The following is a 24429-nucleotide window of genomic DNA, read 5'->3' as shown; positions in this document are numbered from 1 at the left end:
CCGCGCCCTGCGTGCGCTGCACTCGGCTGTACCGCTGCCCGGCAAAGCCGCGAGACTGGTCCGCTATGAGTGCCCCCGCCCGCCAGATGCGCATCCGCTGGGGCGGAGCGTCCGACCGGGGCCTGCGCCGAGCCGAGAACCAAGACGCCATGTACGCCGACATCGGTCTGTTCGTGGTGGCCGACGGAATGGGCGGCCACCTCGGCGGCAGCGTCGCATCCAGCCTCGCAGTGAAGACCGTTGCAGCCAACTCCCCTTCAACACCACCGGAGCTGCTGGCGGCCGTCCGCCACGCCAACCAAGTCGTGCACCATCGCTCGACAGCCCATCCAGATCTCGCAGGCATGGGCACCACGTTGTGTGCCATCGCCGTGGTGCAAAGCGACGACAGCCGGGTGTGGTGCTTGGTCAACGTCGGTGATTCACGTGTCTACCGCTTCCAAGGGGGCGAGCTCTCCCAGCTGACCGTCGACCACAACTTCGTTGCCGAGATGATCCGGGCCGGCGATCTCACGGTCGAACAGGCCACCGACCATCCCCGGCGCAACACGCTCACTCGAGCCATCGGCGTGGAGCCAGAGGTGCTGATCGACGACTGGATCCTCGACCTCACCGGCAACGACCGCTTCCTGCTGTGCACCGACGGCGTCACCAACGAACTGGACGAAGACGAAATCGCCGAGCTGCTGGATTCCGATGAGCATCCATCAGACGTGGCACGCGCGCTTGTGCGTCAGGCCAACGACTGCGGGGGACGCGACAACTCCACGGCGCTGGTGGTGGACGTCGACATCGAAGGGATCGAGATCGCCACGACCGCTCCCGACGCCGAAGTCACACGGACGGGCGACAGCACCGAAAGCACGCCCAAACGGCGCGGCTGGCGGCGTTCTCGCTCACGCTGAGGCCACCGCTGCGCGCGCGACGCCGCACCGAGTCTGCGCTCGCAGCAATGGCGAGTGTGGTGGTCTGTGCTGCCTTCGCGGTCGCCGGCATCGGAGTGTCGCGCAACGGCGACATGGGATCGCTGTGGGACACGGCTGTCTGGCTGGGAATCGTCCTCCTCGGCGCCGCGGCGACGCGTGTCGCGATCAGGCGATGGGCTCCGAACAGCAATGAGATTCTCTTCGGCGTCGTCGGTTTGCTCATCGGCATCGGTTGGGTTTTCGTGGTCCGGATCGATCCGGCACTGGCACAGGGCCACACGTTCGCGGTGCTGGCGGGGTTCGCGGCCCTCGTGGGGACCTTGGTCGCCATGGCGCGCCTCGACTGGTTCATGCAACACCCAGGCGCCTGCGGTCTCATCGCCGCAGTGCTGGCTGGGCTCGGCAGCTTCGCCAGCGGGATCGATGTGTCCGGCGGCGCCTACGACCCGGCCCGGCAGTGGCTGAGTCTCGGATCGCTCAACGTGCAGCCATACGGCGTGGCCAAACTCGGCGTGATCCTGGCGGCCTGCGGGCTCACGGTCACCGCCCCGCGGTGGCTGCCGGCTCGCTTGGTGCCTCACCGCCATGCCGTGGGCGCAATCGTCGCTGCGGTCGGAGCGTGGACGCTGCTCCTCGCCCAAGGCGACCTCTCGTCGTCGGTGTTGATCTTCGCAGCGGCATGGTTGCCGCTGTGGCTTGACGGCGACGATCTCGTCGGCAGCGAGCTGCCGACGGTCGCCCGGTCGACGCGCACGCGCGCACTCGGCGGCGTGATCGCCACCTACGGAGTCGGCGTCATCGTGCTCGCCTCTGTGTACGACTGGCTGTCCGCACAGATGCGCCACTGGCAGGACCCGTGGACCGTGGGCGAGGTGGCATCCACTGTCGAGGCGGCGTTCGCGATCAGCGCCGGCGGGATCAGCGGCGTGGGCCCCGGCCTCGGCGCTCCGCAACGGATCGCGGCGGTACACAGCGATTTCGTCTTCGCCGTCATCACCGAGGAACTCGGCATTCTGGGCGGCGCAGCGCTGCTGGCTGCGTTCATGCTGCTCATCGGGGTCGGCGCTGGAATCGCCCAGCGGGCACGGAACACCCATCGCCTGCTCGCTGCCACGGCGACCGCCGTGATCGGGCTGCAGGCGCTTGCCACCATCGCAGGGGTGTTGCGGCTGCTCCCGCACACCGTCGGCGCCCTGCCGTTCGTGGCCCATGGACCTGTGGCACTGGTCGGCAACTGCATCGCCGTCGCGATGCTCCTGGCAATTTCGGATGTCAGCGGCAGCTTGCGACTCGAGCAGAGCGCGCCGAGGGCGTCCGAGCCGACGCAACTCCGTATGCCCCGCCGTCTGGACGACGACTCAGCGGCGGGGGACGCTCCGACGGGCGAACTCCGTGCTGCCATCGCCAAGCCAGCGCGTCGCAGACGCCGACCCGCGAGCGATCCCTCCCAAGGCGAGCCTCAACAGCTTCCACTGGGTGACCCGTGAACCGGCGCATCACACGGTTGGCCGTCGCGCTTGCAGTGAGTTTCGCTGTGCTCCTGGTGCAGCTCACCAACATCGGCTTCCTGGGCGCCGACGAGCTGCGCCGTCACGAACTCAACACACGTGCAGCGGCGGCCGCCATCGGTTCGGCGCGCGGTGCGATCATCAGCGCGGACGGCGAGACGATCGCGCCCGGCATCGGCCCAGACGACTCCGGCGCGCTGCAGGTGCGCTCCTACCCGCACGGCTCGCTCTACGCCCACATCGCGGGCTACCTCTCACCCGCTGCGGGCGCTAGCGGTCTCGAGCGCAGCTGGGATGCCGAGCTGTCAGGAAGCGCCCTTGATGTCGCCGTGACACAACTGGCCGACCTGTTCGCCGACAGCGGTCGAGTCGGCGACGTGATCTTGACGGTGCGCCACGGTGTGCAGCTCACCGCCCGCGCCGCGCTCGGGGACCGTGACGGCGCCATCGTTGTCGTGGACCCCGCGACCGGCGCCATTGTGGCGATGTGGTCGCGTCCCAGTTTCGACCCCAACGCGCAAGTCGTGCTGGCACCCGATGCGGCTACAGCCAGTGCCTCGCAGCCGGTGGCACGCGCCTACCAACGCCACTACGCCCTCATCGCCGACGCCGCGCTCGATGCGACCGGGGACGAATTGCTGCGCGGGGCGCGCCGGCAGCTGGGTTTGACAGGCATCGATCTGCCCGGCGAACCCGACGGCGCCGTCTTCGGCGAAGGTGTACCTCTGACACCGCTGCAGCTGGCCCTGGCCGCTGCTGCGATCGCCAATGACGGGGTGAGGATGCGCCCCTACTTGGTGCACCGTGTTGATGCGCGCTCGGCCTCCCGCTCGGGCGAGGGCGAGCCGCCCACCCCGGATGCATCCGCACAGACAACGCCACGCGACGCCGGTCGCATCTTCGAGATCGCTGATGCGGCTGGGCTGCTGGCGCACATGGCAGCACAGGCGCAGGTCGCTTCGATCAGCCTCGCACCGACCGATGGCGTCGAGCTTCCCGCAGCGGTCGCGACCGGCCAACTGCTTGATCCAAACAGCGACCGCGAACGAACCGGCAGTTGGGCGGTGCTGCTCGCCCCAGCCGATGCACCCACGGTCGCCGTCGCGGTGCTCATCGAACCCGACACCGGTCTTGACGTGGGCGACCCGCAGGCCGGCGGTACCTTGGCAACGATGATCGCTGCGACCGCAGCGGAAGCCGCCCTAGCGCTGCGGGCAGTCCCGACCTCATTCGAAGACGGCCCGTAGCCCGAACCCTGCAGTCACACCGCCGGCGCGACGGCCCGACCTGGCAGCAAATGCCCTGTGCCCATGGCAGACACCGACAATCCAATCTTCGGCGGCCGCTACGAGCTGTTCAGCCGTATCGCCCGGGGCGGGATGTCCGAGGTGTTCCTGGGCCGCGACCGCCTGCTCGATCGGCCTGTCGCCGTCAAGGTGCTGTTCCCCGAGTTCGCGACCGATTCGTCGTTTGTCGAGCGGTTCCGGCGCGAGGCCCAAGCCGCAGCGAACCTGAGCCAGCCGAACGTGGTCGGCGTGTACGACTGGGGCAACCACGAGGGCACCTACTTCATCGTGATGGAGTACGTCGAGGGACGGAGCCTGGCTGAGGTCATCCGCAGTGAGGGTCCGCTGCACCCCGATCGCGCCGCCGACATCACCATTGACATTGCCGCGGCGCTGGCGTTCGCTCACAGCAACGGCGTCGTGCACCGCGACATCAAACCGGGCAACGTCATGATCACCCAGTCCGGCCAGGTCAAAGTGGCCGACTTTGGCATCGCACGGGCGCTCGGCGGCAGTTCTGACGACCTGACACGCACCGGTTCGGTGATGGGCACAGCCACGTACCTGTCGCCCGAGCAGGCCCAGGGGCAGGACGCGGACCCGCGCAGCGACGTGTACTCGCTGGCCGTCGTGCTCTATGAGGTGCTCGCGGCGGGGCCGCCGTTCACCGGCGACAGTCCGGTGGCCATCGCCTACAAGCACGTGCAGGAGGTTCCGGTCCCGCCGTCGCGCTACAACGCCGACGTTCCCCACGAGCTCGAAGCCATCTGCCTGCGCGGGCTCGCCAAGGATCCCGATGCCCGCTACGGCTCAGCCGCCGAGATGCGCAACGACCTGCTGCGGTTCCGGGCAGGCCAGCCGACTCATGCCTCAGCGGTCGATGTCACGGCATATTTCCCTGTGGTGCCGGCCGCCACGCCGGCGGCGGCACAACAAGCACCCGCGTCCGCTCAGGGCGCACCGCCCGCCTACCCGCAGCCGCCCGCTCCCCCGCCTGCTCCCCCTTACGGCCACACGCAGTATCCGCCGCAGTACCCGCAGGGCCCGCCGCCCAGCGCCGTCGAGCCGCCGGACCGCACGCCGATGTGGATCACGCTGCTCGTCGTGTTGCTGCTGGTCATCGCAGGGCTGGTGTTCCTGCTGGTCAACGACCGGGGCGAATCGGGAGTCGTGACCGAGCCCGAGCGCACTTCCGACGTGCGGTTGCGAGTGCCCAACGTGGTGGGCCTGCATTTCGCCGAGGCCGAGCGCGAGCTCGCCGACGTCGGCTTCGATCACGTCAGCATCGAGTTCTCCGAACGCGACGACGTCGACGAGAACGTCGTCTTCCAGCAGAACCCCCGCGCTGGGCTGCTGCTCGCAGAGCCGAACGATCCCGACAACCCGATCACCCTGTTCGTCGCCGCGCCGCGCACCCTGGTCCTGTTGCCCAATGTGGTCGGGCGAACGTACGAAGAGGCTGAGGCGCTGCTGGTGGCGGCCGGCTTCAGCGTCGAGCGCATCGACGTGCGCAACGACAACCTGGCAATCGGTCTCGTGACCGAGCAGAGCATTCCGAGCACCGAACAGCGCCCGGCAGGCACGATCGTGACGCTGACGGTTTCAGCAGGCCGGGGCGAGGTGGAGGTGCCGCGCCTGATCGGGCAGACGATCGACGACGCCAGGATCACATTGGCCCGCCTGGGGCTCGTCGACCGGGTCGAGCGGGAGTTCTCCACCGAGTTCAGCGAGGGGATCGTCATCCGCAGCAGTCCCGAAGCCGTCCAGTCGGTGGAACGGGGCAGCGTCATCACGCTTGTCGTCTCCGCTGGACCTGAAGAACTGGTCGTGCCGTCGCTGGACGAGTTGGGCACCACCGATGTGAGTGCCGTTCAAGCGGCGCTCGAGACACTCGGGTTCCGAGTGCGGCGAGCGGAACGCGAGAGCGAGAACCCTGACGTGAATCCAATGATTGTTCAGGAACTCGACCCCATGCCCGGAACCCGACAGATCGCCGGATCTGAGATCATCATGTTTCTGGCGAAGCCGCCGGTCATTGCCGTCGTGCCGAGCTTGCAGGCGATCGGAACATTCGAGCCCGACAAGGTGGCCGCCGCCATGGCCGAGTTAGGTTTCACCGTCGATCAGCGAACGCAGCCGGTCACCCAAGGCGACCCGGCTGACGGTCAGGTCATCGCATTCGAACCCGCCTCGGGCACCGACATCAAGATTCACTTCGACACGGTGACGCTTGTAGTTGGGGAAGCGACGATCAGTGCGCCCGAAGTGTCGCCCGACAATGACGAGCAATTGCCGAACGGTGACTCAAACGACTCATAGTCACGGCTCGGCCGCGCCGCTGGCAGGCAGTACACCTCTCCATGTTCTCCCAGACAGACCACTAGGTTGATCGGCCATGGCCCGGCCACGCAAGACCAGCCGCATCACTCCCAAGGGAACGCGACCTCAGAACGCGCCCGCCCAGCAGCACAGCGCGAGCAGCCATGGCGAACCGAGCGGCTCGTGGTTTGGCTGGCTGATCGTGGCGCTGCTCGGGGCTGGCACGGCGGTGATCGTGGCGAACTACCTCAGCTGGTTGCCCGGCAGCCCCACGAGCGCGTGGATCGCCGTCGGCCTTGGCATCGTCCTGGTGGGCATCCTGCTCGCGACGCGCTGGCGCTGATCGACTGCCGTCAGGTCTGTCGCCAAGGCGCCAAGGCCGCAAGACGGTGAATTACATCGATGTGACTTTCCCCAGTTTGTGGAAAACCTGTGAACTGGGGCGCTACTCGTCCGCGTTGGCAATGAGATCCATTTCCTCGCTGCAGCAGCGAGGCGGATCCGGGTTCTGCACCGGGGCGCGAGTCATGCGCATCTCGGTGCCGCATAGGCTGCATCGGAAGGTGAGCCGCACACGGCGCAGCTCCCCCGGCGGGGGCGGCGGCGGGATCGGCCGTGAGAACGTCGCCATCATCCGCAAGCCGAGCCGGTACACGATGTAGATGAACACCAGCGACAGCGGCACAGCCACCCACAGGCTCACGCTGTCAAGCTACTGGCGCTTATGCGAAAGTGTCCCTATGCGGCCTAGTGGGACTGAGCCTGGGGACTTTGTCGAGTACGACATGGACCTCTACGAGGCGCAGCGCCGCAGCGCCATGCGTGCTGCGCTCGAGGCCAGCCGGGCCGAGCTGTCGGCGGAACTCGGCATCGAGCTGCAGGTTGCCAGCGAGGGCAACGAACTGGTGCTGGTCGACGCCGAAGGGGTGCGCTACCGGGCGACTCTGAATCACCATGGCCGGCTCGTGCTCACCGCAGCGCGGGGAGCGAGCCTGCTCTAGCGGGTGGGGGCGGCTCGGAAGGCTCGTTCGAGCAGTGATGCCGGGGCCGGCGCCGGCTCGGGCTCGGGCATTTCAACCGGTTCGGGGCGTGACCGGGGCTCGAAGAGCGGCGAGGCGGCAGCGCTCTCGGGGGTTCTTGCGCTTGGGCTGGATCGCTCCATGACCGGTTCGGGCTCGGGTGCCCGACGATCCACGAACTCCCAACCGACCGGAACTTTGATCCGGTCCGCATGGGCCCGGCACAGCGGGACGATGACGTCGCGCTGGCGAGACGTGCCAGCGATCGTGGCGGCATCGAGGTCGTAGAGCCACGCTCTTGTCTGGGGCACCTCGTAGCCCAGCCCCGCGGTGGCCGTCTCGGTGCACATCCCTCGAACACACTGCAACATGGCATTTCAAGGTACCGGCGCTCCCCCAACGGGTCGGGGATAGGGACGTCGATCCGGTGCCGAACATGCGATCTCGGTAGGGTTCTCTGCGCCAGGAGCAGGCACGCAGCTGGCAAGCACACGAGGGGAGCTGCTGTGGTTGGCGGAGCATTGAAGTCAGCGAGCATGGACGATTTCGACCTGCGGATGTCGACTGGGGTCGAGCCGCTGTATGAAGCCGTGAAGACGTTCATCCGCGACGAGGTCGATCCCATCACCGAAGAGTTCCATCGCCTCGGCGAGAACCGTGAAGAGCGCTGGAGCTGGGGGGACGGGCAGCTCGAACTGCTGGAAGTTGCCAAGACCAAGGCACGCGAGCAGGACCTGTGGAACTTCTTCCTGCCCGACGCCGAGACCGGCCAGGGCCTCAGCAACCTCGATTACGCCTACATCGCCAACGAGCTCGGCAAGAACCGGCTGGCCTCGGAGTGCCTGAACTGCTCCGCGCCTGACACCGGCAACATGGAAGTGCTGGAGCGTGTCGGCACCGCCGAACAGAAACAGCAGTGGCTTGAACCGCTGCTCGAGGGCAAGATCCGCTCTGCATATGCCATGACCGAGCCGGCCGTGATGAGCTCGGACGCCAAGCAGGTGCAGACCAATGCTGTGCTCGACGGCGAAGAGTGGCTCATCAACGGCGAGAAGTTCTACATCTCAGGGGCGGGCGACCCGCGCTGCAAGATCATGATCACCATGGTCCGCACCAACCCCGATGCGGACACCTACAAGCAGCAGTCGCAGATCCTCGTGCCGATCGACACACCGGGTGTCGAGATTCTGGGGCCCATGCATGTGTTCGGCGCCGACGACGCTCCGCATGGGCACATGCACATCCTGTTCAACGACGTGCGCGTGCCGAGAGACAACGTGCTGCTCGGTGAGGGCCGGGGCTTCGAGATCAGCCAGCTGCGGCTCGGCCCGGGACGCATCCATCACTGCATGCGCTCCATCGGTGCTGCCGAGAAGGCCATCGAGATGATGGTTGACCGGGGCATGAGCCGCGAGGGCTTCGGGAAGAAGCTCATCAACCTCGGCAAGAACATGGAAATCGTTTCGCGGTCGCGCATCGAAGTGGAGGCGATGCGCCTCATGGTGCTGCGTGCCGCGAAAGCCATGGACACCCTGGGCAATGCCGAAGCACGAGTCTGGGTGAGCGCCGTCAAGGCGATGGTGCCCGAGAAGTGCTGCGACATCATCAACGAGGCCATCCAGATGCACGGCGCCGCTGGCGTGTCGCAGTGGTTCCCGCTGGCGGAAATGTGGCATAGGCAGCGCACGTTGCGTTTGGCTGATGGTCCCGACGAGGTGCATCACCACATGGTGGCCCGCGCCGAAGTGCGTACTCGCGAGTCAGAGCGGTCCATGGGTCTCGCTGCCGAGCACACGCTGGACGGGCCGCGCCAGCCCGCCATGGCGTTCTCGGGGCCGTAGCCGCCACACGTTTCCGGACGTTCGCCCGGGGCCATGAGGGGTCTTAGGCGTGGGCGGGGTCGCCGAGGTCTCGCAGCGCCCAGTCGCGGAGTTCTACTTTTCGGATCTTGCCCGAGGGCGTGGTGGGCATCTCGTCCACGAACACGACGTGGCGCGGGATCTTGAAGCTGGCTATGCGGCCGCGGCAGCGTTCGAGGAGGGCATCCTCAGTGAGGTCAGTCGGGGCTGCGGCGGTGCGTTGCACGAAGGCCACCGGCACCTCGACGAGGCGGGGATCGGGGTAGCCGACGACGGCGATCTGTTCGACGCCCTCGACGTCAAGCAAGTAGCCCTCGACTTCGGCGGGTGAGACGTTCTCGCCGCCCACTTTCAGCATGTCCTTGTGGCGGCCGATGAAGACCGCGTGGCCGTCGGGCCGCATCCGGGCGATGTCGCCGGTGTCGAGCCAGCCGTCGTCGTCGAGCACTTCGGCGGTGGCTTCGGGGCGGCGCCAGTACTCCTCCATCACCGTGTAGCCCCGGACGAACAGCGCCCCAGGAACGTCGGGCGGGCATTCGTCGCCGGTGTCGGGGTCGCGGATCTGGAACTCGATGCCGTCCATCGGGTAGCCCGAGGCCTCGGTGCGCTGCTCGACGCTGTGGGTGGGGTGGCTGCAGCTCACGAACGCCCACGACTCGCTCATGCCCCAGCCCGAGATGGTCGGGCAGAACACTTCTTGTGCCCGGCGGGCTACGGGGGTGGACGACTCCATGCCTGCAGCCAGCGTTCCCATCCGCAGGCTGGACACGTCGCGGGGTTGCTCTTCCTGAGCCCGCAGCAGGTCGCCCCAGTGCGAGTCGAACCCGTGCATGACCGTGCCGCCGCGTGACTCGACTTCTGCCAGGACCGCCGCAGGGTCGAAGATGTCGAACAGCACCTGGCAGCCACCGGAGAGCACCGCTTGGATCGACACCTCGCCGAAGCCGAACAGGTGGAACAGCGGCAGGTAGCTCATGTGAATGTCGTTGGCCGTGTGGCCCAGCAACATGGCTCGCTCTCGGCTGTTGCGGAGGGGGCGGTGGGTGTGCACGACGCCCTTGGGGTGCCCTGTCGTGCCCGAGGTGTACGCCAGCATCATGCGGTCGTCGACGGTCACGCTGGCGGCCCGTTCGGCCAGCTCGGCGTCGGAAACGCTCTCGCCGGCGACCAGCAGGTCGCCCCAGCTCAGAGTGTCCGCAAGGCTGTCATCGCGGGGCTCTCCGGTGAACACGAGTCGCTCCAGGTGCCCTGCCTCAACGATCCCGGGGTAGGCCTCGCAGAGCATCTCGCGGTAGTCGATCGGCCCCGACCGGTCGATCGAGATCATGAACCGGCTCTGCGACTGCGCCACCGTGTAGGCGACATCGTCGGTGCGGTAGCGGGTGTTCAACGGCACGATGCAACACCCCACTTTGGGGATCGCGTACTGGAGCCACAGCCACTCGGGCAGGTTGGTCATCCAGACGGCCACGTGGTCGCCTCGCTGCGCGCCCAGCGCCATCAGCCCCTTGGCCGCCCGGTCCACCTCGGCGGCGAAGTCGGTGTAGTCCCAGCACTGCGAACCGAAGACCGCCGCCGGGCGGTCCCCCCACATGCGGGCCGCATGGTCGACGGCGTCGCCCAGCAGCAACCAGTCGTATTTCGCACCCTCAGCCATCGCCGCAGCGTAGGTCACGACGTCATTCGGCTGCGGAAGGGACGGCTAGGTGATCACTCCGTGGTCCTGATGTCGGTTGCTGCGGCCTACGCCGGCTCGGTCACGTGATCGCAGGGATCAGCAGCCCGGGTCTGGGGGTCTCGGCGGCGCAGCGGGCGGGCGGGCGGGCGGTACGTTGAGCGGGTTCGTGCGTTCGTGGGCACTGGTGGGCCGAGCCACCTGCAGCCCGAAGGAGTGGTGCCGCCGTGGAATTCGACCTGATGACGGGGTCCTCAACGTGGGGTGAGGCCGCCGAGTTGGCGCAAGCGGTCGAGGGCGCCGGTTTCTCGGGAATGCTGTACACCGAGACCGGGCAGGTGCCGTGGATGCAGCTCGCCGCGGCCGCCATGGCAGCCCCGAGCCTGACCTTCACCACGGGCATCGCGGTTGCGTTCCCACGCAGCCCGATGGTGTCGGCCCAGCTCGCCTGGGAGCTGGCCGGTGAGACCCGCGGCCGTTTCCGGCTGGGGCTTGGCAGCCAGGTCAAGGGCCACGTGGTACGGCGTTATTCGTCGGAATTCGATCGCCCTGCGGCGCGCATGCGCGACTACGTGCTGGCAGTGAGGGCGTGCCTGCGGGCGTTCCGGCGGGACGAGAAGCTCAGCCACGAGGGCGAGTTCTTCAACCTCAGCCTGCTGCCGGCCCAATGGATGCCACGCAGCCACGACTACGGCGACGTCAAGGTCGACATCTCGTCGGTGGGGCCGATCATGAACCGGGTGGCGGGCGAAGTCGCCGACGGGGTGCATGTCCACCCGATGCACACGATGCACTACATCCGCGAACGGCTGCTGCCCGAGGTGGCCCAGGGCGCCGAGCGGGCCGGCCGTGATGTCACGGAGATCGACCTGATCGTTCCGGTCTTTGCCGCGCCGGGCAACTCGACCGAAGAGCTGGCACCGCTGATCCGGCGTGCCAAGACGCAGATCGCCTTCTACGGCACCACGCCGAACTACTCGTTCCAGTTCACCGATCTGGGGTACGAGGGCGTCACCAAGAAGCTGCGCGACCTGATGCGCACGGGCGACATCGCCGGCATGGCCGAGGTCATCACCGACGACATGCTGGAGCACTTCGCCCTGGTCGCACCGTGGAACGAGATGGGCGACCGGCTGAAAGACCGGTACCGCGGCACTGCGGCCCGGGTGGTCATGTACTTGGCCGAGGAGCAGATCCGCAAGGACCCCGACATGGTTCACAAGTGGGGCGCTGTGGCGCAGGCCACACGCTCCTGAACGCACCTACAACGCAGCGTTTGGCGACAGGAGATGACGTGACTGACGATGGCAACGTGGACCGGGTGGCTCTGGTGACCGGCGGCGGCCGGGGCATCGGGCGGGAGATCTGCCTGGGATTGGCCCGCGCCGGGCGACGGGTTGCCGTAGCCGACCTGCGGGTGCCCGAGGCCACCGACACAGCCGCGGCGATCAACGCCGAGAGCGGCAGCGGTCGCCATGGCGGCGACGAATCGAACAGAGCAATTGCCGTGGCGATGGACGTCGCTGATTCTGATTCGGTGGCACAGGGACTGCTGGCGGTGGCCGACGAGCTCGGCCCGGTCGAGGTCCTCGTGAACTGCGCCGGCTGGGACGAGCTGAAGCCGTTCGGAACGACCGACGAGGCGTTCTGGGACCGCATCATCGAGATCAACTACAAGGGTCCGCTGCGGACGACGCATGGATGCCTGCCGCCATGATCGAGGCGGGCTTCGGCCGGATCGTGAACATCGGATCCGACGCCGGACGGGTGGGCTCGTCGGGCGAGGCCGTCTATGCCGGTGCCAAGGGCGGCGTCATCGCCTTCACGAAGACCATTGCCCGCGAGGTGGCGCGCCGCGGCATTACCGCGAACGTGGTGTGCCCCGGGCCGACCGACACGCCGCTGTTGGAAGAGATCGCCTCGGCCACCGACACGAGCGACAAGATCATCGGCGCAATGGCCCGAGCGGTGCCGATGAAGCGCATCGGCCAGCCGCACGAGGTGGCTTCGGCCGTCATCTACCTGTGCAGCGAGGAGGCCGGGTTCATCACCGGCCAGACGCTGTCGGTCAGCGGCGGCCTGACGATGGCCTAGCTAGACGGGCCTAACTGGACGGCGTTGACGAGCGCTGTCTGAGTGCCGATGGCGGCCGTGGCTCACGCACCTGCCCGGCCGTCACTCGGATCCAGTACTCGTACGCCTCGCACATCGCCCCTGAGTCACCGACAGCCCGACGGCCCCGGAGCGTACCCAAGCCCTCGGAGCCGATCACAAGGGATTGGTCCAGCGAAGTCCCTCGAAGCGGCCAAAGTCGGCGTCGTTCGAATGGACTTCGGCCTGATGCTCAATCGCCAGCGCGGCAATGTGCGCATCGGTGACAAGGTTGGCGCCGACACCCGCTGCGGCCAGAGCGTTCCGGAAAATCTCAAGATGCTGTGCACCGGGGTTCAGCACCGAGACATTGGGAAATTCGAACCACTGTGCCACGTAGTCCACAGCCGCCTCAGGCGTGGCGGGATCGACAAGGACGCTCGGATGCGTCAGCAGTCGGACGAACCCGGTCACGACGATCCACGGCATCCCGACGCGGTTGATGCCATTGACCAGGTTCTCCCACCACAGGCATGCGCGTTCATGCAGCGGGGTGCCCGCGCTGTGCGCGTAGATGAGAAGGTTGAGATCGGGAATGATCACTCGGAATCCTGAGTGACGATCGCGCCGGCTTCGAGAGCGTCATTGAGCTGGTTGAGACGCAGGGGATCAATGCCGGCGCGGAAACCGCTCTGGTGTGCCTGTACTTGGTAGACGAGCCTCGCGCGGCGGCGCGCAGGGCTCAGGCCGCGACGAAGCGTGTCGTTGACGATCTGTTTGAAAGGCACCCCGAGTCGGCGCGCGCCTTCACGGAGGGCGTCGGCCACATCGTCATCGAGCGTCAAGGTGGTCCTCATAGGCACATCTTGATGCTCTCCAATTGTGATGTCAAGATGTTTGCACTGGGCCAGGCTGCGAAGAGCTCGCTGAGCTGCCGAGTGGATAGGTGACGCCTCAGAAAGCTGCTGTCACGCTTTCTGTGTGCAAATTTGCCGTCTGTGGCGGCATTTCTGCGCAGAGTCGAGAACGTCGGGGCTGGCGGGCATCGCTGCCTATTCGCTCAGGCTCTTAGCTGCCGTAGTTAGGGTCTCGGCGTTCGGCGAAGGCGCGGAGGCCCTCCTTGGCGTCGGGGGAGGCGAAAGCGGCCCGGGTGTATTCCTGGTAGAGGCGCAGGCCGTCGGGCAGGGACATCTCGTTGCCGCGCAGTGCCAGTTCCTTCGTCATCCGGATAGCGGCCGGGCCGTTCGCTGCGATCTGGTCGGCGATGCTGCGGGCGGTCGACTGCAGGTCCTCCGGGGCGGTCATCTCGCTGACCAGGCCGACCCGCAGCGCTTCGGCGGCGTCGATGAACGCGCCGGTCAGCAGCAGCCGCATCGCATCCGACGAACCGATCAGGCCGGGTAGCCGCAGCGCCCCGTAGCCGTGCAGGATCGCCCAGCGCACCTCCGGACAGCCGAACTGCGCGGTGTTGTCGCAGACCCGGATGTCACAGAACAGCGCCAGCTCGAGCCCGCCAGCCAGGCAGTAGCCCTGGACCGCGGCGATCGCGGGCTTGGCGGTCTCCAGCCCGACGTCGAAGCGGTCCGGGCGCCACGGCATCCACGCCGTCCGGTCGGCGAACTCGCCGAGATCGTGGCCCGACGTGAACGCCCGGCCGGTCCCGGTGACGATCATGCACCGCACCGCCGGATCGGCGTCCGCTTCTCCCAGCGCGACGCCGATGCCGTGATACATCTCGTCGGTCATCGCGTTGAGCTTGTCCGGTCGATTCAACGTGATCGTGGCCACGTGCCCGTCGACGTCGTAGGTCACCTCGTCCATTGCGTTCCCCCTGTGCCGCCCGACTGTGCTGGTCGGTCTTGGATCCACGCCGACATTAGGTCAGTAGTTCCGAGGGGTTTGTGGTCGCAAAGGGCGACTGAGCGGCTGGGGCGGGTGCGGTCGTTGTGGCGTTGGAGGCCGAACTCGCCTTTGAGGGTCTGGTTGACGGACTCGACAACGAAGCACAGCGTCGTGACGAGTCAAGCAGGAGCGTCACGGGCCCGTTTCAATGGAAAATATGCTTCTATCTCATACTTTATCAAATCCAGGTCATACTTTGGCTGCATGAGCAGGTCGCGACCGTCGGCGGGCAATGCCCATTCCGTTGTGACATCGAGGGAACTGCCTGTCAGGCGGCGGGCCGCAATGGATGTGCTGCCGACCGACGTCGATCTGAGCGCGAGCGCTGACGCCGAGATGCTGTGCACAGGCCGTGGTCCCGCAGCGGCCGAGCAGCTCCCCGACAACGGCACGCCGTCTGTTTCCACGCGTTCAGAGAGCGAGACAGTTCCCGAGCTCAAGGTTCGCACCGTGGTCTCGGGACTGACGATCCCATGGGACATAGCGTTCGCCCCTGACGGGACCATGCTGTACACGCAGCGATCCGGGGTGTTTACTGCCAAGCTGGCCGATGGAACCACCACCACGATCACGGCGGACATGAGCGACCTGTTCGCCCGCGGCGAAACCGGGCTGATGGCGATCGCCGTCGATCCCGCCTTCGAGAGCAATCGCCGCATCTACACCTGCCAGGGCCATACGGGTCCCGAAATACAGGTGATCGCATGGACCTTGAACGATGACTACACCATGGCCACCCGCGCCAACGATCCGCTCGTGGGCGGCATACCGGCGGACCCAACATATGGCCGCCATGGCGGCTGCCGGTTGCGGTTCGGCCCCGCGAACAACCTGTGGATAGCCACCGGCGATGCCACCGTCGGCACTCACCCCCAAGACCAGTCCACGCTGGGCGGCAAAGTGCTGCGCGTCAGCGCCGCCACAGGCAGCGCCGCAGCGGGGAACCCGACCGCCGGTTCGCTCGTCTACTCCTTCGGCCACCGCAACGTGCAAGGACTCGCGCTGCGTCCTGGCACCGGTGAGATGTGGTCAGTCGAGCACGGCCCCACGTTCGACGACGAGATCAACCTGCTCGTCGCAGGCGGCAACTACGGCTGGGATCCAATTCCGGACTACAACGAGCGGGTCTCGATGACCGACTTCGCCAAGTTCCCGAGCGCCGTCGAGGCCAAACGGTCGTCGGGGAACAGCACACTCGCCACCAGCGGCGGAGTCTTCCTCGACGGTGACATCTGGGGAGCGTGGGAGGGTCGGCTGGCTGTTGCCACGCTCAAGGACCGCAGACTCAGGCTGTTCGAGTTCGGCGATGACGGCGCATTCGTGAGCCAGACGTCTCCGAGCGCTCTGCGCAACACATACGGCCGTCTGCGGACACCGGTGCTGGGACCAGGCGGGGCGTTGTACATCACCACGTCGAACGGCAGCGGCAACGACAAGATCCTGCGGATCACACCGAAGCAGGCACCCAGCTTCGACGAGGCCTCCTACGCCGTCAGCGTTGCTGAGGACACCGCAATCGGAAGCGTCGTTGCCAGTGTCAGCGCACAAGATTTGAACGACGACCCGTTCACGTACTCGCTGAGCGGCACCGGCGCTGCGCTGTTCCGCATCTCCGACAGTGCAACAGGCGACATCGAACTCGCTGCCGCGCTCGACTATGAGACGGACACGTCGCATGAGATCATCGTCATCGCATCCGATGTGGACCAGATGGCTGCCACGGTGACCGTGACAGTGACGGTCTCCGACGTGAATGAGCCTTCGGAGATCACGGGCGACGCGTCGAACAACTTTGTCGAGAACGGCACCGGAAGCGTCGCGGACTACAGCCTGAACGACCCGGAGCAGCAGGAACAGGTGACGTGGTCGCTGTCGGGCGACGATTCCGGGTTCTTCGAGATCGACTCGAACGGGGTGCTGCGGTTCGAGCGATCCCTTGACCCGCCCGATCGTGAGGCCGCACGAGGAAACGTGTACGACGTGCGGGTGGAGGCCTCCGACGGCAAGGATGCAGACGAAGACGAAGCGCCGACGATCACAGCGGGGCCGACCACTGCGAGCGTCGTCGAGGGCCACACGGGCGAAGTGGCCCGGTTCGAGGCGGAAGATCCCGAAACCGAGGGCGTTGCCTGGGAGCTGCTCGGTGTCGATCGGGCGGACCTCACGATCGGGCGCATGGACGGCATCGTCTCGTTTGCCGGCACGCCCGACTTTGAGCATCCCGACGATTCGGGTGCCGACAACTCCTACGTGGTCACCGTGCAAGCTTCCGACGGGTGGCTGACGGCTTCCCGGTCGCTGAGCGTGACGGTCACCAACGAGGACGAACCCGGCATGTTCGAGCAGGAGTTACCCCAACCCCAGGTCGGCACAGTGCTGGAGGTGACACTGAGCGATCCTGATGGGGGAGTGCGCGACACGACGTGGGATTGGAAGCGTTCGCAGGTGGGCTCGAGGTCGGGATGGACAACGATCAGCGCCGAGTCCGACCATGCAGTTCGCGCAGCGCCCGCAAGCAACCGGGCACCCGAGTTCCCGACTTCTGAGACGGGATTGCGCAGTGTCGAGGAAGACTTCGTCATCGGCACCGACATCGGCGCAGCCGTTGCTGCTGATGACCCCGACGGTGACGACCTGACTTACTCGCTCGCGGGCGCCGACGCGGCATCCTTCGACATCGACGCCGATACCGGTCAGCTGCTGACCAAAGCGGCATTGGATTACGAGGACAAGGCCGCATACCAGATCAGCGTGACAGTCCGTGGTCCCTCGCGTCTGTCTGCATCGCAGCCGGTGACGATCCAGGTGGACGATGTGAATGAAGCGCCGACCGTCTTCGGCCCCGCTGTGCCGGGCTACGCCGAGAGTCGCACTGATGCGGTTGCGCAGTACACGGCGGCGGATCCTGAAGACGACAACGTCAAGTGGAGCCTGGGAGGCGCCGACGCCGGCCGCTTCCAGATCGACGAGGACACGGGAGAGCTGAGCTTCGGGCACCTCTTCCAGCCAGACCATGACACCCCGGCAGACCAGGACAGCGACAACGTCTACGGGATCGTCGTCAAGGCTGACGACGGGAAGTTGACCGCTCGCTACCCGGTGACGGTGCGAGTGACTCCGGTGAACGAGCCGCCGACGGTGACGCGGACCCGAGGCGACGAGGCTGAGATCGCTTGGGTCGAGAACGACACCGGCACCGTCGGGAGCTTCGAGGCGGACGATCCCGAGGGACAGTCGGTGACTTGGTCGCTCATGAGCACAGACAGCGGCGACGTGAGGATCGGCGACGACGGCAGCCTGAGCTTCGTCGAGGCACCCGACTTCGAGCACCCCGCTGACGCAGATCTGCGAAACGACTACCAGGTCATCGTGTGTGCTTTTGACGGCGAACAGTGCGGCACCTTTGCGGTCATCGTGACCGTCGCAGATGAGAATGAGGAGGGGTCGCTAGAGCTGTCTCACACGCTGCCTGGAGTGAATTCGAGGCTGGACGCGTTCTTGTCGGAACCCGACGCAGGTGTAGCCGACGACGCGTGGTCCTGGGAGCGCTCCAAAGATGGGACCGACTGGACGCTGATCGACAGCGCGACGTCGTCGAGCTACCGGCCGAGCGCCGACGATCTGGGCTGCCGGCTCCGGCCCACGGTCACGTACTCCGACAAGTTCGGACCAGGCCAGTCAGCATCGGTAGAGACTGTCAGCGCTGTTCAGGCGTCAGCGGTCGTCGGCCTCCCGGCCTTGAGGCCCACCACCGGCGCTGGTGGTGGCGGCGCTGCTGAGAGCACAGCGGTGCTGATTGTGGTGAATGGGTGGAGCCCGCCCGACATCGGCGTGGCCGCAGCGCTGTCGGCGCGTATCGAAGGCTCCGTTGTGCTGTACACCCAAGCGCGGCACCTGCCGCCCGAGGCTGAGGCGGTGCTGCGCGCTTACCGTCCTGCGAGGCTGGTTTTCGTCGGCGGTCCCGCAGCGATCACCAACGAAACCAAAGAACAAGCCCGCGCCGTGGTGCCCGGCGCCAGCGCACCCCGCTACAGCGGCTCCACACGCACCCACACCGCAGCGGCCGTCGCTCGCCGCATCCTCGGCAACCTCTAGCGCATGTCCACGCGGGCGGACCGCGGCGATCGTGGGCTTGGCGGTCTCGAGCCCGACGTCGAAGCGGTCAGGGCGCCACGGCATCCATGCAGTCCGGTCGGCGAACTCGCCGAGATCGTGGCCCGACGTGAACGCCCGGCCGGTCCCGGTGACGATCACGCACCGCACCGCACCGCACCGCCGGATCGGTGTCGGCTTCGAGCAGTGCGGCGCCGCCGGGGCTTGGGCAGCACCAGAACACCGGTTCAGCGACGGCCGGGTCCCGTCGTACGATCCGAGTGGCACCGCACGTCGAACCGGGCGCGCGGTCGCGGCCACTCGGAGGGCATGCATGATGTCGGTGTGGGGCCAACAACGGCAGGCACTTCGGTGAGCATCGCCGCAGTGAGCATCGCCGATCTCATAGCGGACAAGGGGTACGTCGTCGCCGACGGGGCAATGGGCACCCGGCTGTTCGCCGTAGGTCTCAGCTCCGGCGATTCGCCTGAGGAATGGAACATCAGCCACGAGGCCGAGGTGCGTGCGATCCAGCGGTCGTACCTGCAGGCCGGGGCCGACCTGGTCGTGACGAACAGCTTCGGGGGCACCCACTTTCGCATGGCGCTGCACGGCCTCGAAGACCGAGTGTGCGAGCTCAACGGAGCCGCCGCCCGCATCGCACGCTTCGAAGCTGACGCAGAATCCGAGCGGGCCGGGCGGCCGGTGCTGGTGGCGGGTTCGATGGGGCCGACGGGTGAGCTGCTGGCACCGCTCGGCAACATGACGGCCGGGGCTTGCGAAGCTGCGTTCGCGGTGCAGGCGACGGCCCTGGCGGCCGGCGGGGCCGACCTGCTGTGGATCGAGACGATGAGCGCCCTCGACGAGGTGGAAGCCGCTGTGCGGGGGGCGCGGTCGGCGTGCGATCTGCCGGTCGCCGCAACCATGAGCTTCGACACCGCGGGTTGCACGATGATGGGCGTGACCGGCAATGAGCTAGCCGAGCGGCTGGCGCAGCTGGATCTGGCCGCCATCGGCGCCAACTGCGGCAACAACGTGCCCGACACCGAGGCAGCGGTGGTCGCCATTGCCGGGGCTGACCATGCAACCCCTGTCGTCTCCAAGCCGAATGCGGGTGTTCCGGTCTGGAGCGGGCATGGATTCGTCTACAACGGCACGCCCGAGATGCTGGCTGCCCACGCACACCGGGCCCGGCTTGCAGGCGTGACCGTGATCGGCACCTGCTGTGGCAGCACGGCGGAGCACACCGCCAAGATCGTCGCTGTCCTTGCCGGAAACGAGCCCCCGCCGGAAGTTGCGCCAACGCCTGACCCCGGCACCGTCATCGAGAACCGCCTGGCCCGTCGCCGCAACCGGAGGCGTCGGAGCGCGTAGTCACACCCCGGCGAAGAAGCCGAACGAAGTAGCCGGTCGATTCCCGCACATGCAAGACCCGTACATGCAATGACCAAAGACAGTGATCTTGAGGTTGACGATCTGTGGCAGGCCATCGAGGCCTGCTACGACGCCGGCTGGACTGACGGGCTGCCGGTGGTGCCGCCGACCGAGCGGTTGGTGGACGACATGCTGGCCGGGGGTGTCTGGGGCGGCGACGAGGTGCTGTTGCGCGAGCCGGCGCGAGGCCTGGGGGTGAGCGCCCGCAAGGCCGCCGCCAATGCGGTGATGGCCGGGTGCCTGCCGGAGTATTTCTCGGTGGCGGGCGCTGCGCTCGTCGCGATGGGCGCCCCGGAGTTCGAATTGCATGCTGTGGCGGCCAGTACGGGCGGGGCGGCCATTCTCATTGCCGTCAACGGGCCGATCCGTGACGAGATCGGCATCCACTACAAGGAGAACCTGTTCGGTCCGGGCTTCCGGGCCAACGCCACGATCGGCCGCACCGTGCGGCTGGTGCTGCGGAATTGCCTTGCGGCCATCCCCGGCAAGCTCGACAAGAGCACTCAGGGGTGGGCCGGCAAGTACGCGATGTGCTTCGGGGAGGACGAGGCAACGAGCCCGTGGGAGCCGTACCACGTCTCGCTCGGCTACTCGCCGTCGGCCAGCACGGTCACGGTGATGGCTGCCGAGTCGGGCCACAACGTGCTCAACCATGCGTCGCCCGATCCCGAGGGTTTGCTGGACACGTTCGCCGACACGATGTCGGCGTTCGGCTCGCTCAGCTCGGGACGTTCGCTGGTGGTGTTCGCACCGGAGCACGCCCGCAAGATCGGGGCGGCTGGCTGGAGCCGGGGCCAGGTGCAGGAGTACCTGTTCGCCCACGCCACCCGGAGCTATGCCGAAGTGAAGCGGGGCGGCAAGGTCGAGGGCGCTGGCAACGTGGCCGGGTTCCATCCCACCCAGTGGATGGAGACTGACCCGGTGGTGCAGCCGGGCGACGAGGACATCCCGGTCCCTCGTGGCACCTGCCCTGGCGACATTGCGCTCATGGTGGGCGGCGGCGATGCTGGCGGGCACTCGTCGTTCTTTCCCACTTGGAGCCGGGACCGCAGCGTCCCGCTCATCACCCAGGAGATCTTCACGCCATGACCGTCACCCTGGTTGACCCGACGCTGTCTGGCGCTGGCGCCGGCGCGGGCCTCGCTCCGCGTCCCGCCTCGCTGGAGGGCGTCGTGGTGGGGCTGGTGAGCAACGGCAAGACGCACGGCCCGGGGATTCTCGAGCGGGTGGCCCTGAACCTGATCGACGGCCACGGCGCACACGCTGCGGTGCTGATGCGCAAGCCCACCGCCAACCTGCCGGCCGCCCCCGAGGAAGTCGAGGCGCTGGCCGCCGACGTCACGGCGATCATCGCCGCCATCGGCGACTGAGGTAGCTGCTCGTCGAGCAGTGTGCTTGACGCCGTGCATTTCGAGGAGCGTGGTGTGCCCGCCGTGGCCATCCTGACCGAGCCGTTCGCCAGCACCGGCCAGGCGATCGCCGAACTCGCAGGCTTCGCCGACTACCCGTTCGCCACGGTGCCGCACCCCATCGGCAGCCTCACGGTTTCAGGGGCAATGATGCTCGCTGACGCAGTGACGCCGATGGTGCTTGACCTGCTCACCGGCACAGCCGACGGCACCTCGAACGAAACCGGCGACACAGCGACAGATCTGCACGACGTCGTCGAGGGGCTCGCGCAAGGTTTGCGAACCGACGGTGCCGATCTCACCGCCTCAGTGACCGGGCGCGACATCCATCTGCAGCTCCACATTCCCGATGCCGCCTGCGCCGAGTGCGTCATGCCCGCATCAGTGCTGGCACCCATGTTCCGCAACCGCATTGAAGCCGAGCTCGGCCCCAACTGGACCATCACCCTGGACGATCCCCGCGAACCTCAGGCGGCGCCCGCGTAGGACGCGATCTAGGGTGGCGACATGAACGGTCAGCTGCTCGCGGGTACCACCAAAGGCGTCTTCATTGTCGACGGCGCGGGGTCGCAACAGACGCTCGAGGCTCGGCACGTCCGCGACCTCACGATGGTCGGCGGCCGCCTCTTCGCAGCGGCAGCCCCTGGCCTGTTCGCCAGTGACGACGGGGGTCGCACGTGGTCGGTGACCCAGCTCACCGACTACGACGTATGGCAGGTCCGGGCCGCTAGCAACGGTCTGCTCTACGCCAGCACCGAGCCAGCCCATCTGTTCCGAAGCGACGACCTAGGGGAGACCTGGACCGAGATCGAGTCGTTCGCCAACCTTCCTGAAGCGGCTGCCTGGTGCGTGCCCGTCGAGCCGCCCATGCCGGGGCGGGCCCGGGCTCTCGCCATCGACGAGGACGATCCGAACCGCATCTGGGTCGGCGTCGAGGTCGGAGGGGTGGCACGCACCACCGACGGAGGCCAGACCTGGACGGTCGACCTGCCCGGCGGCAACCCTGACCTCCACATGATGTTCCCCCACCCCGCCGAGGCGGGCGTGCTGTTCATCACCACCGGCTACGGACGCTTTGACGGCATCGCCGAAGAGATCGAGGGCAACGCCGGCGTCTTCCGGTCGGACGACTACGGCCGGACCTGGGAGTACGCCTGGAAGGGCATCACCCCCCGCTACTCACGGCCGATGTGCATCGACCGTCGCAGCCCCTACAGCGTCACTGTCGCCAGCGCTCCCACCGCGTTCTCGCACTACCGCGATGACGGCGGGGCCGGCGCAGCCCTGTACCGCTCTGATGACCAGAGTCGGTCGTGGCGATCCCTGTGCGACCCGGCCCATTCCCCGTCGCACGCCAACTTCCATGGCCTGACCGTGGACCCCGATAACACCGGTGGCGTCCTGGTCGGCACCGACACCGGCGAGGTGTGGCGGGTGTCCAACGATGCCCAGTGGACCGCACTCGGGTCGGGCCTTCCCCTCGTCTGGTCGCTGACGGCGGTTTGAGGGTGGAGGACCGCTTCGGTCTCGAGCTCAGCACCTCATCGGCAGAAGCACGCGACGCCTACGTCGAAGCCATCGATCGGATGCTCGCTGCTGACGGCCACGTCGAAGATTGCTTGGCCGCAGCCATTGCAGCCGACCCGAGCTTTGCCCTCGCCCACGCCGCGGAGGCCCGCCAGCATCAACTCAACGTGCGAATACCGCAGGCGCGAGCCGCAGTGGAAACCGCTATTGCGCTGAGCGAGGCGGCGACAGCGAGGGAGCAACAACACGTCGAGATCATCAATCGCCTCGTCAGCGGCAAGGTCCCCCAAGGGCTCGACCTCATCCGCCAGCACGTCGACGACTACCCCCGCGACGCGTTCGCCTTGTCGCCCGCATGCGGCGTGTTCGGTGCCATCGGCTTCAGCGGTCGCATCGGCAGGGAAGCCGAGCTGCTCGCATTTCTCGAACCGCTCGCCACCCATTACGGCGACGACTGGTGGTTCGCGACCGTGCATGCGTTCGCGCTCATCGAGACCGGCCGCTGGGACCGCGGTCGAGAGCTGGCCGAGCGCTCGCTGCGGCAACGGCCGACCAATCCCCATGGCGCCCACACGCTGATACACGCGCTCTTCGAGGCCGGCGATGATAGCGAAGCGGTCGATTTTCTCGACGGCTGGCTTCCCGCCTCCGACCGGGCGAGCGTGCTGCATTGCCACATCTGGTGGCACTACGCGCTGGCGCTCTTGGCGATCGGGCGCGACGACGCGGCGTTGCAGGCCGTTCGCCACAACTGCCTGCCCGGAGCGACAACCAGCCCGCCGATCACCGTGTTCTCCGATTCCTCGTCGTTTCTGTGGCGCTTCGAGCTGGCGGGCAACCCGCGCGAACGCACCACCTGGGACAGGGTGCGTGAGTTCTATGAGGAGCACTTTGCCCAGCCCATCGTGTTCGTCGACGCACATGTCGGTCTCGTCTACGCAGCATTGGGCGACACCGAGCAGTTGCAGGCCAGCATCTCGGTGCTGCAGGAGCTCGGCGCGACCGGCCGCCTGCCCGCGGAGACCACCGGGGCGACGCTGGCCCGGGCCTACGGCGCCTTCGTCGACGAGCAGTGGTCGACGGTTGTCGAGGTTCTTGAGCCGTTGATCCCGCAAGTCGTCCGCATCGGGGGCAGCCGGGCCCAGCGGGACCTGATGACCAACACGCTGCTCGCCGCATACGTCAGGAGCGGGCGCATCGACGAGGCACGAGCGTTCTGTGAGCGCGTGGTCGACCGCCGCCCCACACGCCCGGTCGCTGGTTTCGAGCTGTGCTGACCTGCGAGAGGTTCTGCAGCAGAGATTCGGCGAGGGTGCGTTGGACGAAGGGGTGCCAACTATTGGCCATCGCGACGACGTCGGCTCAAACTGACAGCGAGAACG

At 67.1% G+C, this 24429-nt stretch carries 20 protein-coding genes and 1 pseudogene; 15 read left to right on the top strand and 6 right to left on the bottom strand.

Annotated features, from left to right (window positions below):
• Positions 1-65: 65 nt before the first annotated feature.
• The 5 genes from ACPXYO_RS02080 to ACPXYO_RS02060 all read left to right on the top strand — a co-directional run bounded on the left by ACPXYO_RS02080 (position 66) and on the right by ACPXYO_RS02060 (position 6382).
• Positions 66-905 (top strand): PP2C family protein-serine/threonine phosphatase, encoded by an 840-nt coding sequence (locus ACPXYO_RS02080; RefSeq protein ID WP_423916253.1) that lies wholly within the window; start codon positions 66-68, stop codon positions 903-905.
• 47 nt (positions 906-952) lie between these two features.
• Positions 953-2413 (top strand): FtsW/RodA/SpoVE family cell cycle protein, encoded by a 1461-nt coding sequence (locus ACPXYO_RS02075; protein ID WP_423916251.1) that lies wholly within the window; start codon positions 953-955, stop codon positions 2411-2413.
• Complete coding sequence (locus tag ACPXYO_RS02070) at positions 2410-3681, top strand: penicillin-binding transpeptidase domain-containing protein (RefSeq protein ID WP_423916249.1); 1272 nt, start codon at positions 2410-2412, stop codon at positions 3679-3681. The genes ACPXYO_RS02075 and ACPXYO_RS02070 overlap by 4 nt, the downstream gene beginning before the upstream one ends.
• A 63-nt stretch (positions 3682-3744) precedes the next feature.
• Positions 3745-6039 carry a Stk1 family PASTA domain-containing Ser/Thr kinase gene (gene pknB / locus ACPXYO_RS02065; protein WP_423916247.1) on the top strand — a complete coding sequence of 765 codons (2295 nt, stop codon included), beginning with the start codon at positions 3745-3747 and terminating at the stop codon, positions 6037-6039.
• Between the two features lie 76 nt (positions 6040-6115).
• Positions 6116-6382, top strand: a complete 267-nt coding sequence (locus tag ACPXYO_RS02060; RefSeq protein WP_423916246.1) for a cell division protein CrgA — start codon at positions 6116-6118, stop codon at positions 6380-6382.
• 102 nt (positions 6383-6484) lie between these two features.
• Here the strand turns inward: ACPXYO_RS02060 and ACPXYO_RS02055 are convergent, their stop codons facing one another.
• A complete protein-coding gene (locus ACPXYO_RS02055) occupies positions 6485-6742 on the bottom strand; it encodes a hypothetical protein (RefSeq protein WP_420622247.1) in 258 nt (85 codons plus the stop codon).
• Between the two features lie 37 nt (positions 6743-6779).
• Between ACPXYO_RS02055 and ACPXYO_RS02050 the strand changes: the two genes are divergently transcribed.
• The gene (locus tag ACPXYO_RS02050) at positions 6780-7040 is read left to right on the top strand and encodes a hypothetical protein (RefSeq protein ID WP_420622246.1); all 261 of its coding nucleotides are present in this window, start codon (positions 6780-6782) and stop codon (positions 7038-7040) included.
• Here the strand turns inward: ACPXYO_RS02050 and ACPXYO_RS02045 are convergent.
• Positions 7037-7429: a DUF3499 family protein gene (locus ACPXYO_RS02045; protein ID WP_420622245.1), complete on the bottom strand. Its 393-nt coding sequence runs from the start codon at positions 7427-7429 to the stop codon at positions 7037-7039. The genes ACPXYO_RS02050 and ACPXYO_RS02045 overlap by 4 nt on opposite strands.
• A 165-nt stretch (positions 7430-7594) precedes the next feature.
• Here ACPXYO_RS02045 and ACPXYO_RS02040 point away from each other — a divergent pair, with 165 nt between their 5' ends.
• Positions 7595-8899 carry an acyl-CoA dehydrogenase family protein gene (locus ACPXYO_RS02040; RefSeq protein ID WP_420622244.1) on the top strand — a complete coding sequence of 435 codons (1305 nt, stop codon included), beginning with the start codon at positions 7595-7597 and terminating at the stop codon, positions 8897-8899.
• A 43-nt stretch (positions 8900-8942) separates the two neighbouring features.
• On the opposite strand, the gene ACPXYO_RS02035 is transcribed toward ACPXYO_RS02040, so the two are convergent.
• Complete coding sequence (locus tag ACPXYO_RS02035) at positions 8943-10574, bottom strand: class I adenylate-forming enzyme family protein (protein ID WP_423916243.1); 1632 nt, start codon at positions 10572-10574, stop codon at positions 8943-8945.
• A 245-nt stretch (positions 10575-10819) separates the two neighbouring features.
• On the opposite strand from ACPXYO_RS02035, the gene ACPXYO_RS02030 reads away from it, so the two are divergent.
• Both ACPXYO_RS02030 and ACPXYO_RS02025 read left to right on the top strand, forming a co-directional pair.
• Positions 10820-11848 (top strand): TIGR03617 family F420-dependent LLM class oxidoreductase, encoded by a 1029-nt coding sequence (locus ACPXYO_RS02030; protein WP_423916241.1) that lies wholly within the window; start codon positions 10820-10822, stop codon positions 11846-11848.
• Between the two features lie 65 nt (positions 11849-11913).
• Positions 11914-12686, top strand: a pseudogene (locus ACPXYO_RS02025) (SDR family NAD(P)-dependent oxidoreductase).
• 174 nt (positions 12687-12860) lie between these two features.
• On the opposite strand, the gene ACPXYO_RS02020 reads toward ACPXYO_RS02025, so the two are convergent.
• The 3 genes from ACPXYO_RS02020 to ACPXYO_RS02010 form a co-directional block, all read right to left on the bottom strand.
• On the bottom strand, positions 12861-13286 hold the full coding sequence (locus tag ACPXYO_RS02020; protein WP_423916239.1) for a type II toxin-antitoxin system VapC family toxin: 426 nt from the start codon (positions 13284-13286) through the stop codon (positions 12861-12863).
• The gene (locus ACPXYO_RS02015; RefSeq protein WP_423916237.1) at positions 13283-13528 is read right to left on the bottom strand and encodes an antitoxin; all 246 of its coding nucleotides are present in this window, start codon (positions 13526-13528) and stop codon (positions 13283-13285) included. The genes ACPXYO_RS02020 and ACPXYO_RS02015 overlap by 4 nt, the downstream gene beginning before the upstream one ends.
• A 223-nt stretch (positions 13529-13751) precedes the next feature.
• Entirely contained in the window at positions 13752-14504 is a 753-nt protein-coding gene (locus ACPXYO_RS02010; protein ID WP_423916235.1) for an enoyl-CoA hydratase/isomerase family protein, read from the bottom strand.
• A gap of 285 nt (positions 14505-14789) precedes the next feature.
• Here ACPXYO_RS02010 and ACPXYO_RS02005 point away from each other — a divergent pair, with 285 nt between their 5' ends.
• The 6 genes from ACPXYO_RS02005 to ACPXYO_RS01980 all read left to right on the top strand — a co-directional run bounded on the left by ACPXYO_RS02005 (position 14790) and on the right by ACPXYO_RS01980 (position 24324).
• Entirely contained in the window at positions 14790-18680 is a 3891-nt protein-coding gene (locus tag ACPXYO_RS02005) for a PQQ-dependent sugar dehydrogenase (protein WP_423916234.1), read from the top strand.
• 369 nt (positions 18681-19049) lie between these two features.
• Positions 19050-20051 (top strand): homocysteine S-methyltransferase family protein, encoded by a 1002-nt coding sequence (locus ACPXYO_RS02000; protein ID WP_423916232.1) that lies wholly within the window; start codon positions 19050-19052, stop codon positions 20049-20051.
• Positions 20052-20120: 69 nt separating this feature from the next.
• Positions 20121-21200 carry a hypothetical protein gene (locus ACPXYO_RS01995; RefSeq protein WP_423916230.1) on the top strand — a complete coding sequence of 360 codons (1080 nt, stop codon included), beginning with the start codon at positions 20121-20123 and terminating at the stop codon, positions 21198-21200.
• On the top strand, positions 21197-22006 hold the full coding sequence (locus ACPXYO_RS01990) for a UGSC family (seleno)protein (RefSeq protein ID WP_423916228.1): 810 nt from the start codon (positions 21197-21199) through the stop codon (positions 22004-22006). Before ACPXYO_RS01995 ends, ACPXYO_RS01990 begins: the two co-directional genes overlap by 4 nt.
• 21 nt (positions 22007-22027) lie before the next feature.
• Positions 22028-23026, top strand: coding sequence for a hypothetical protein (locus tag ACPXYO_RS01985; RefSeq protein WP_423916226.1), 999 nt, complete (start codon positions 22028-22030; stop codon positions 23024-23026).
• Positions 22972-24324, top strand: coding sequence for a tetratricopeptide repeat protein (locus ACPXYO_RS01980; protein WP_423916224.1), 1353 nt, complete (start codon positions 22972-22974; stop codon positions 24322-24324). The genes ACPXYO_RS01985 and ACPXYO_RS01980 overlap by 55 nt, the downstream gene beginning before the upstream one ends.
• Positions 24325-24429: the final 105 nt, after the last annotated feature.

This window comes from Candidatus Poriferisodalis sp., from assembly GCF_965237655.1.
Classification (GTDB): domain Bacteria; phylum Actinomycetota; class Acidimicrobiia; order Acidimicrobiales; family Poriferisodalaceae; genus Poriferisodalis.
This window is presented reverse-complemented; position numbering and strand designations above follow the sequence as displayed.

Coding starts and splice junctions, on each gene's coding strand:
- ACPXYO_RS02080 (WP_423916253.1), top strand. CDS start 66: ATGAGTGCCCCCGCCCGCCAGATGCGCATCCGCTGGGGCGGAGCGTCC.
- ACPXYO_RS02075 (WP_423916251.1), top strand. CDS start 953: ATGGCGAGTGTGGTGGTCTGTGCTGCCTTCGCGGTCGCCGGCATCGGA.
- pknB (WP_423916247.1), top strand. CDS start 3,745: ATGGCAGACACCGACAATCCAATCTTCGGCGGCCGCTACGAGCTGTTC.
- ACPXYO_RS02060 (WP_423916246.1), top strand. CDS start 6,116: ATGGCCCGGCCACGCAAGACCAGCCGCATCACTCCCAAGGGAACGCGA.
- ACPXYO_RS02050 (WP_420622246.1), top strand. CDS start 6,780: ATGCGGCCTAGTGGGACTGAGCCTGGGGACTTTGTCGAGTACGACATG.
- ACPXYO_RS02045 (WP_420622245.1), bottom strand. CDS start 7,429: ATGTTGCAGTGTGTTCGAGGGATGTGCACCGAGACGGCCACCGCGGGG.
- ACPXYO_RS02040 (WP_420622244.1), top strand. CDS start 7,595: ATGGACGATTTCGACCTGCGGATGTCGACTGGGGTCGAGCCGCTGTAT.
- ACPXYO_RS02035 (WP_423916243.1), bottom strand. CDS start 10,574: ATGGCTGAGGGTGCGAAATACGACTGGTTGCTGCTGGGCGACGCCGTC.
- ACPXYO_RS02010 (WP_423916235.1), bottom strand. CDS start 14,504: ATGGACGAGGTGACCTACGACGTCGACGGGCACGTGGCCACGATCACG.
- ACPXYO_RS02005 (WP_423916234.1), top strand. CDS start 14,790: ATGAGCAGGTCGCGACCGTCGGCGGGCAATGCCCATTCCGTTGTGACA.
- ACPXYO_RS01995 (WP_423916230.1), top strand. CDS start 20,121: ATGACCAAAGACAGTGATCTTGAGGTTGACGATCTGTGGCAGGCCATC.
- ACPXYO_RS01985 (WP_423916226.1), top strand. CDS start 22,028: ATGAACGGTCAGCTGCTCGCGGGTACCACCAAAGGCGTCTTCATTGTC.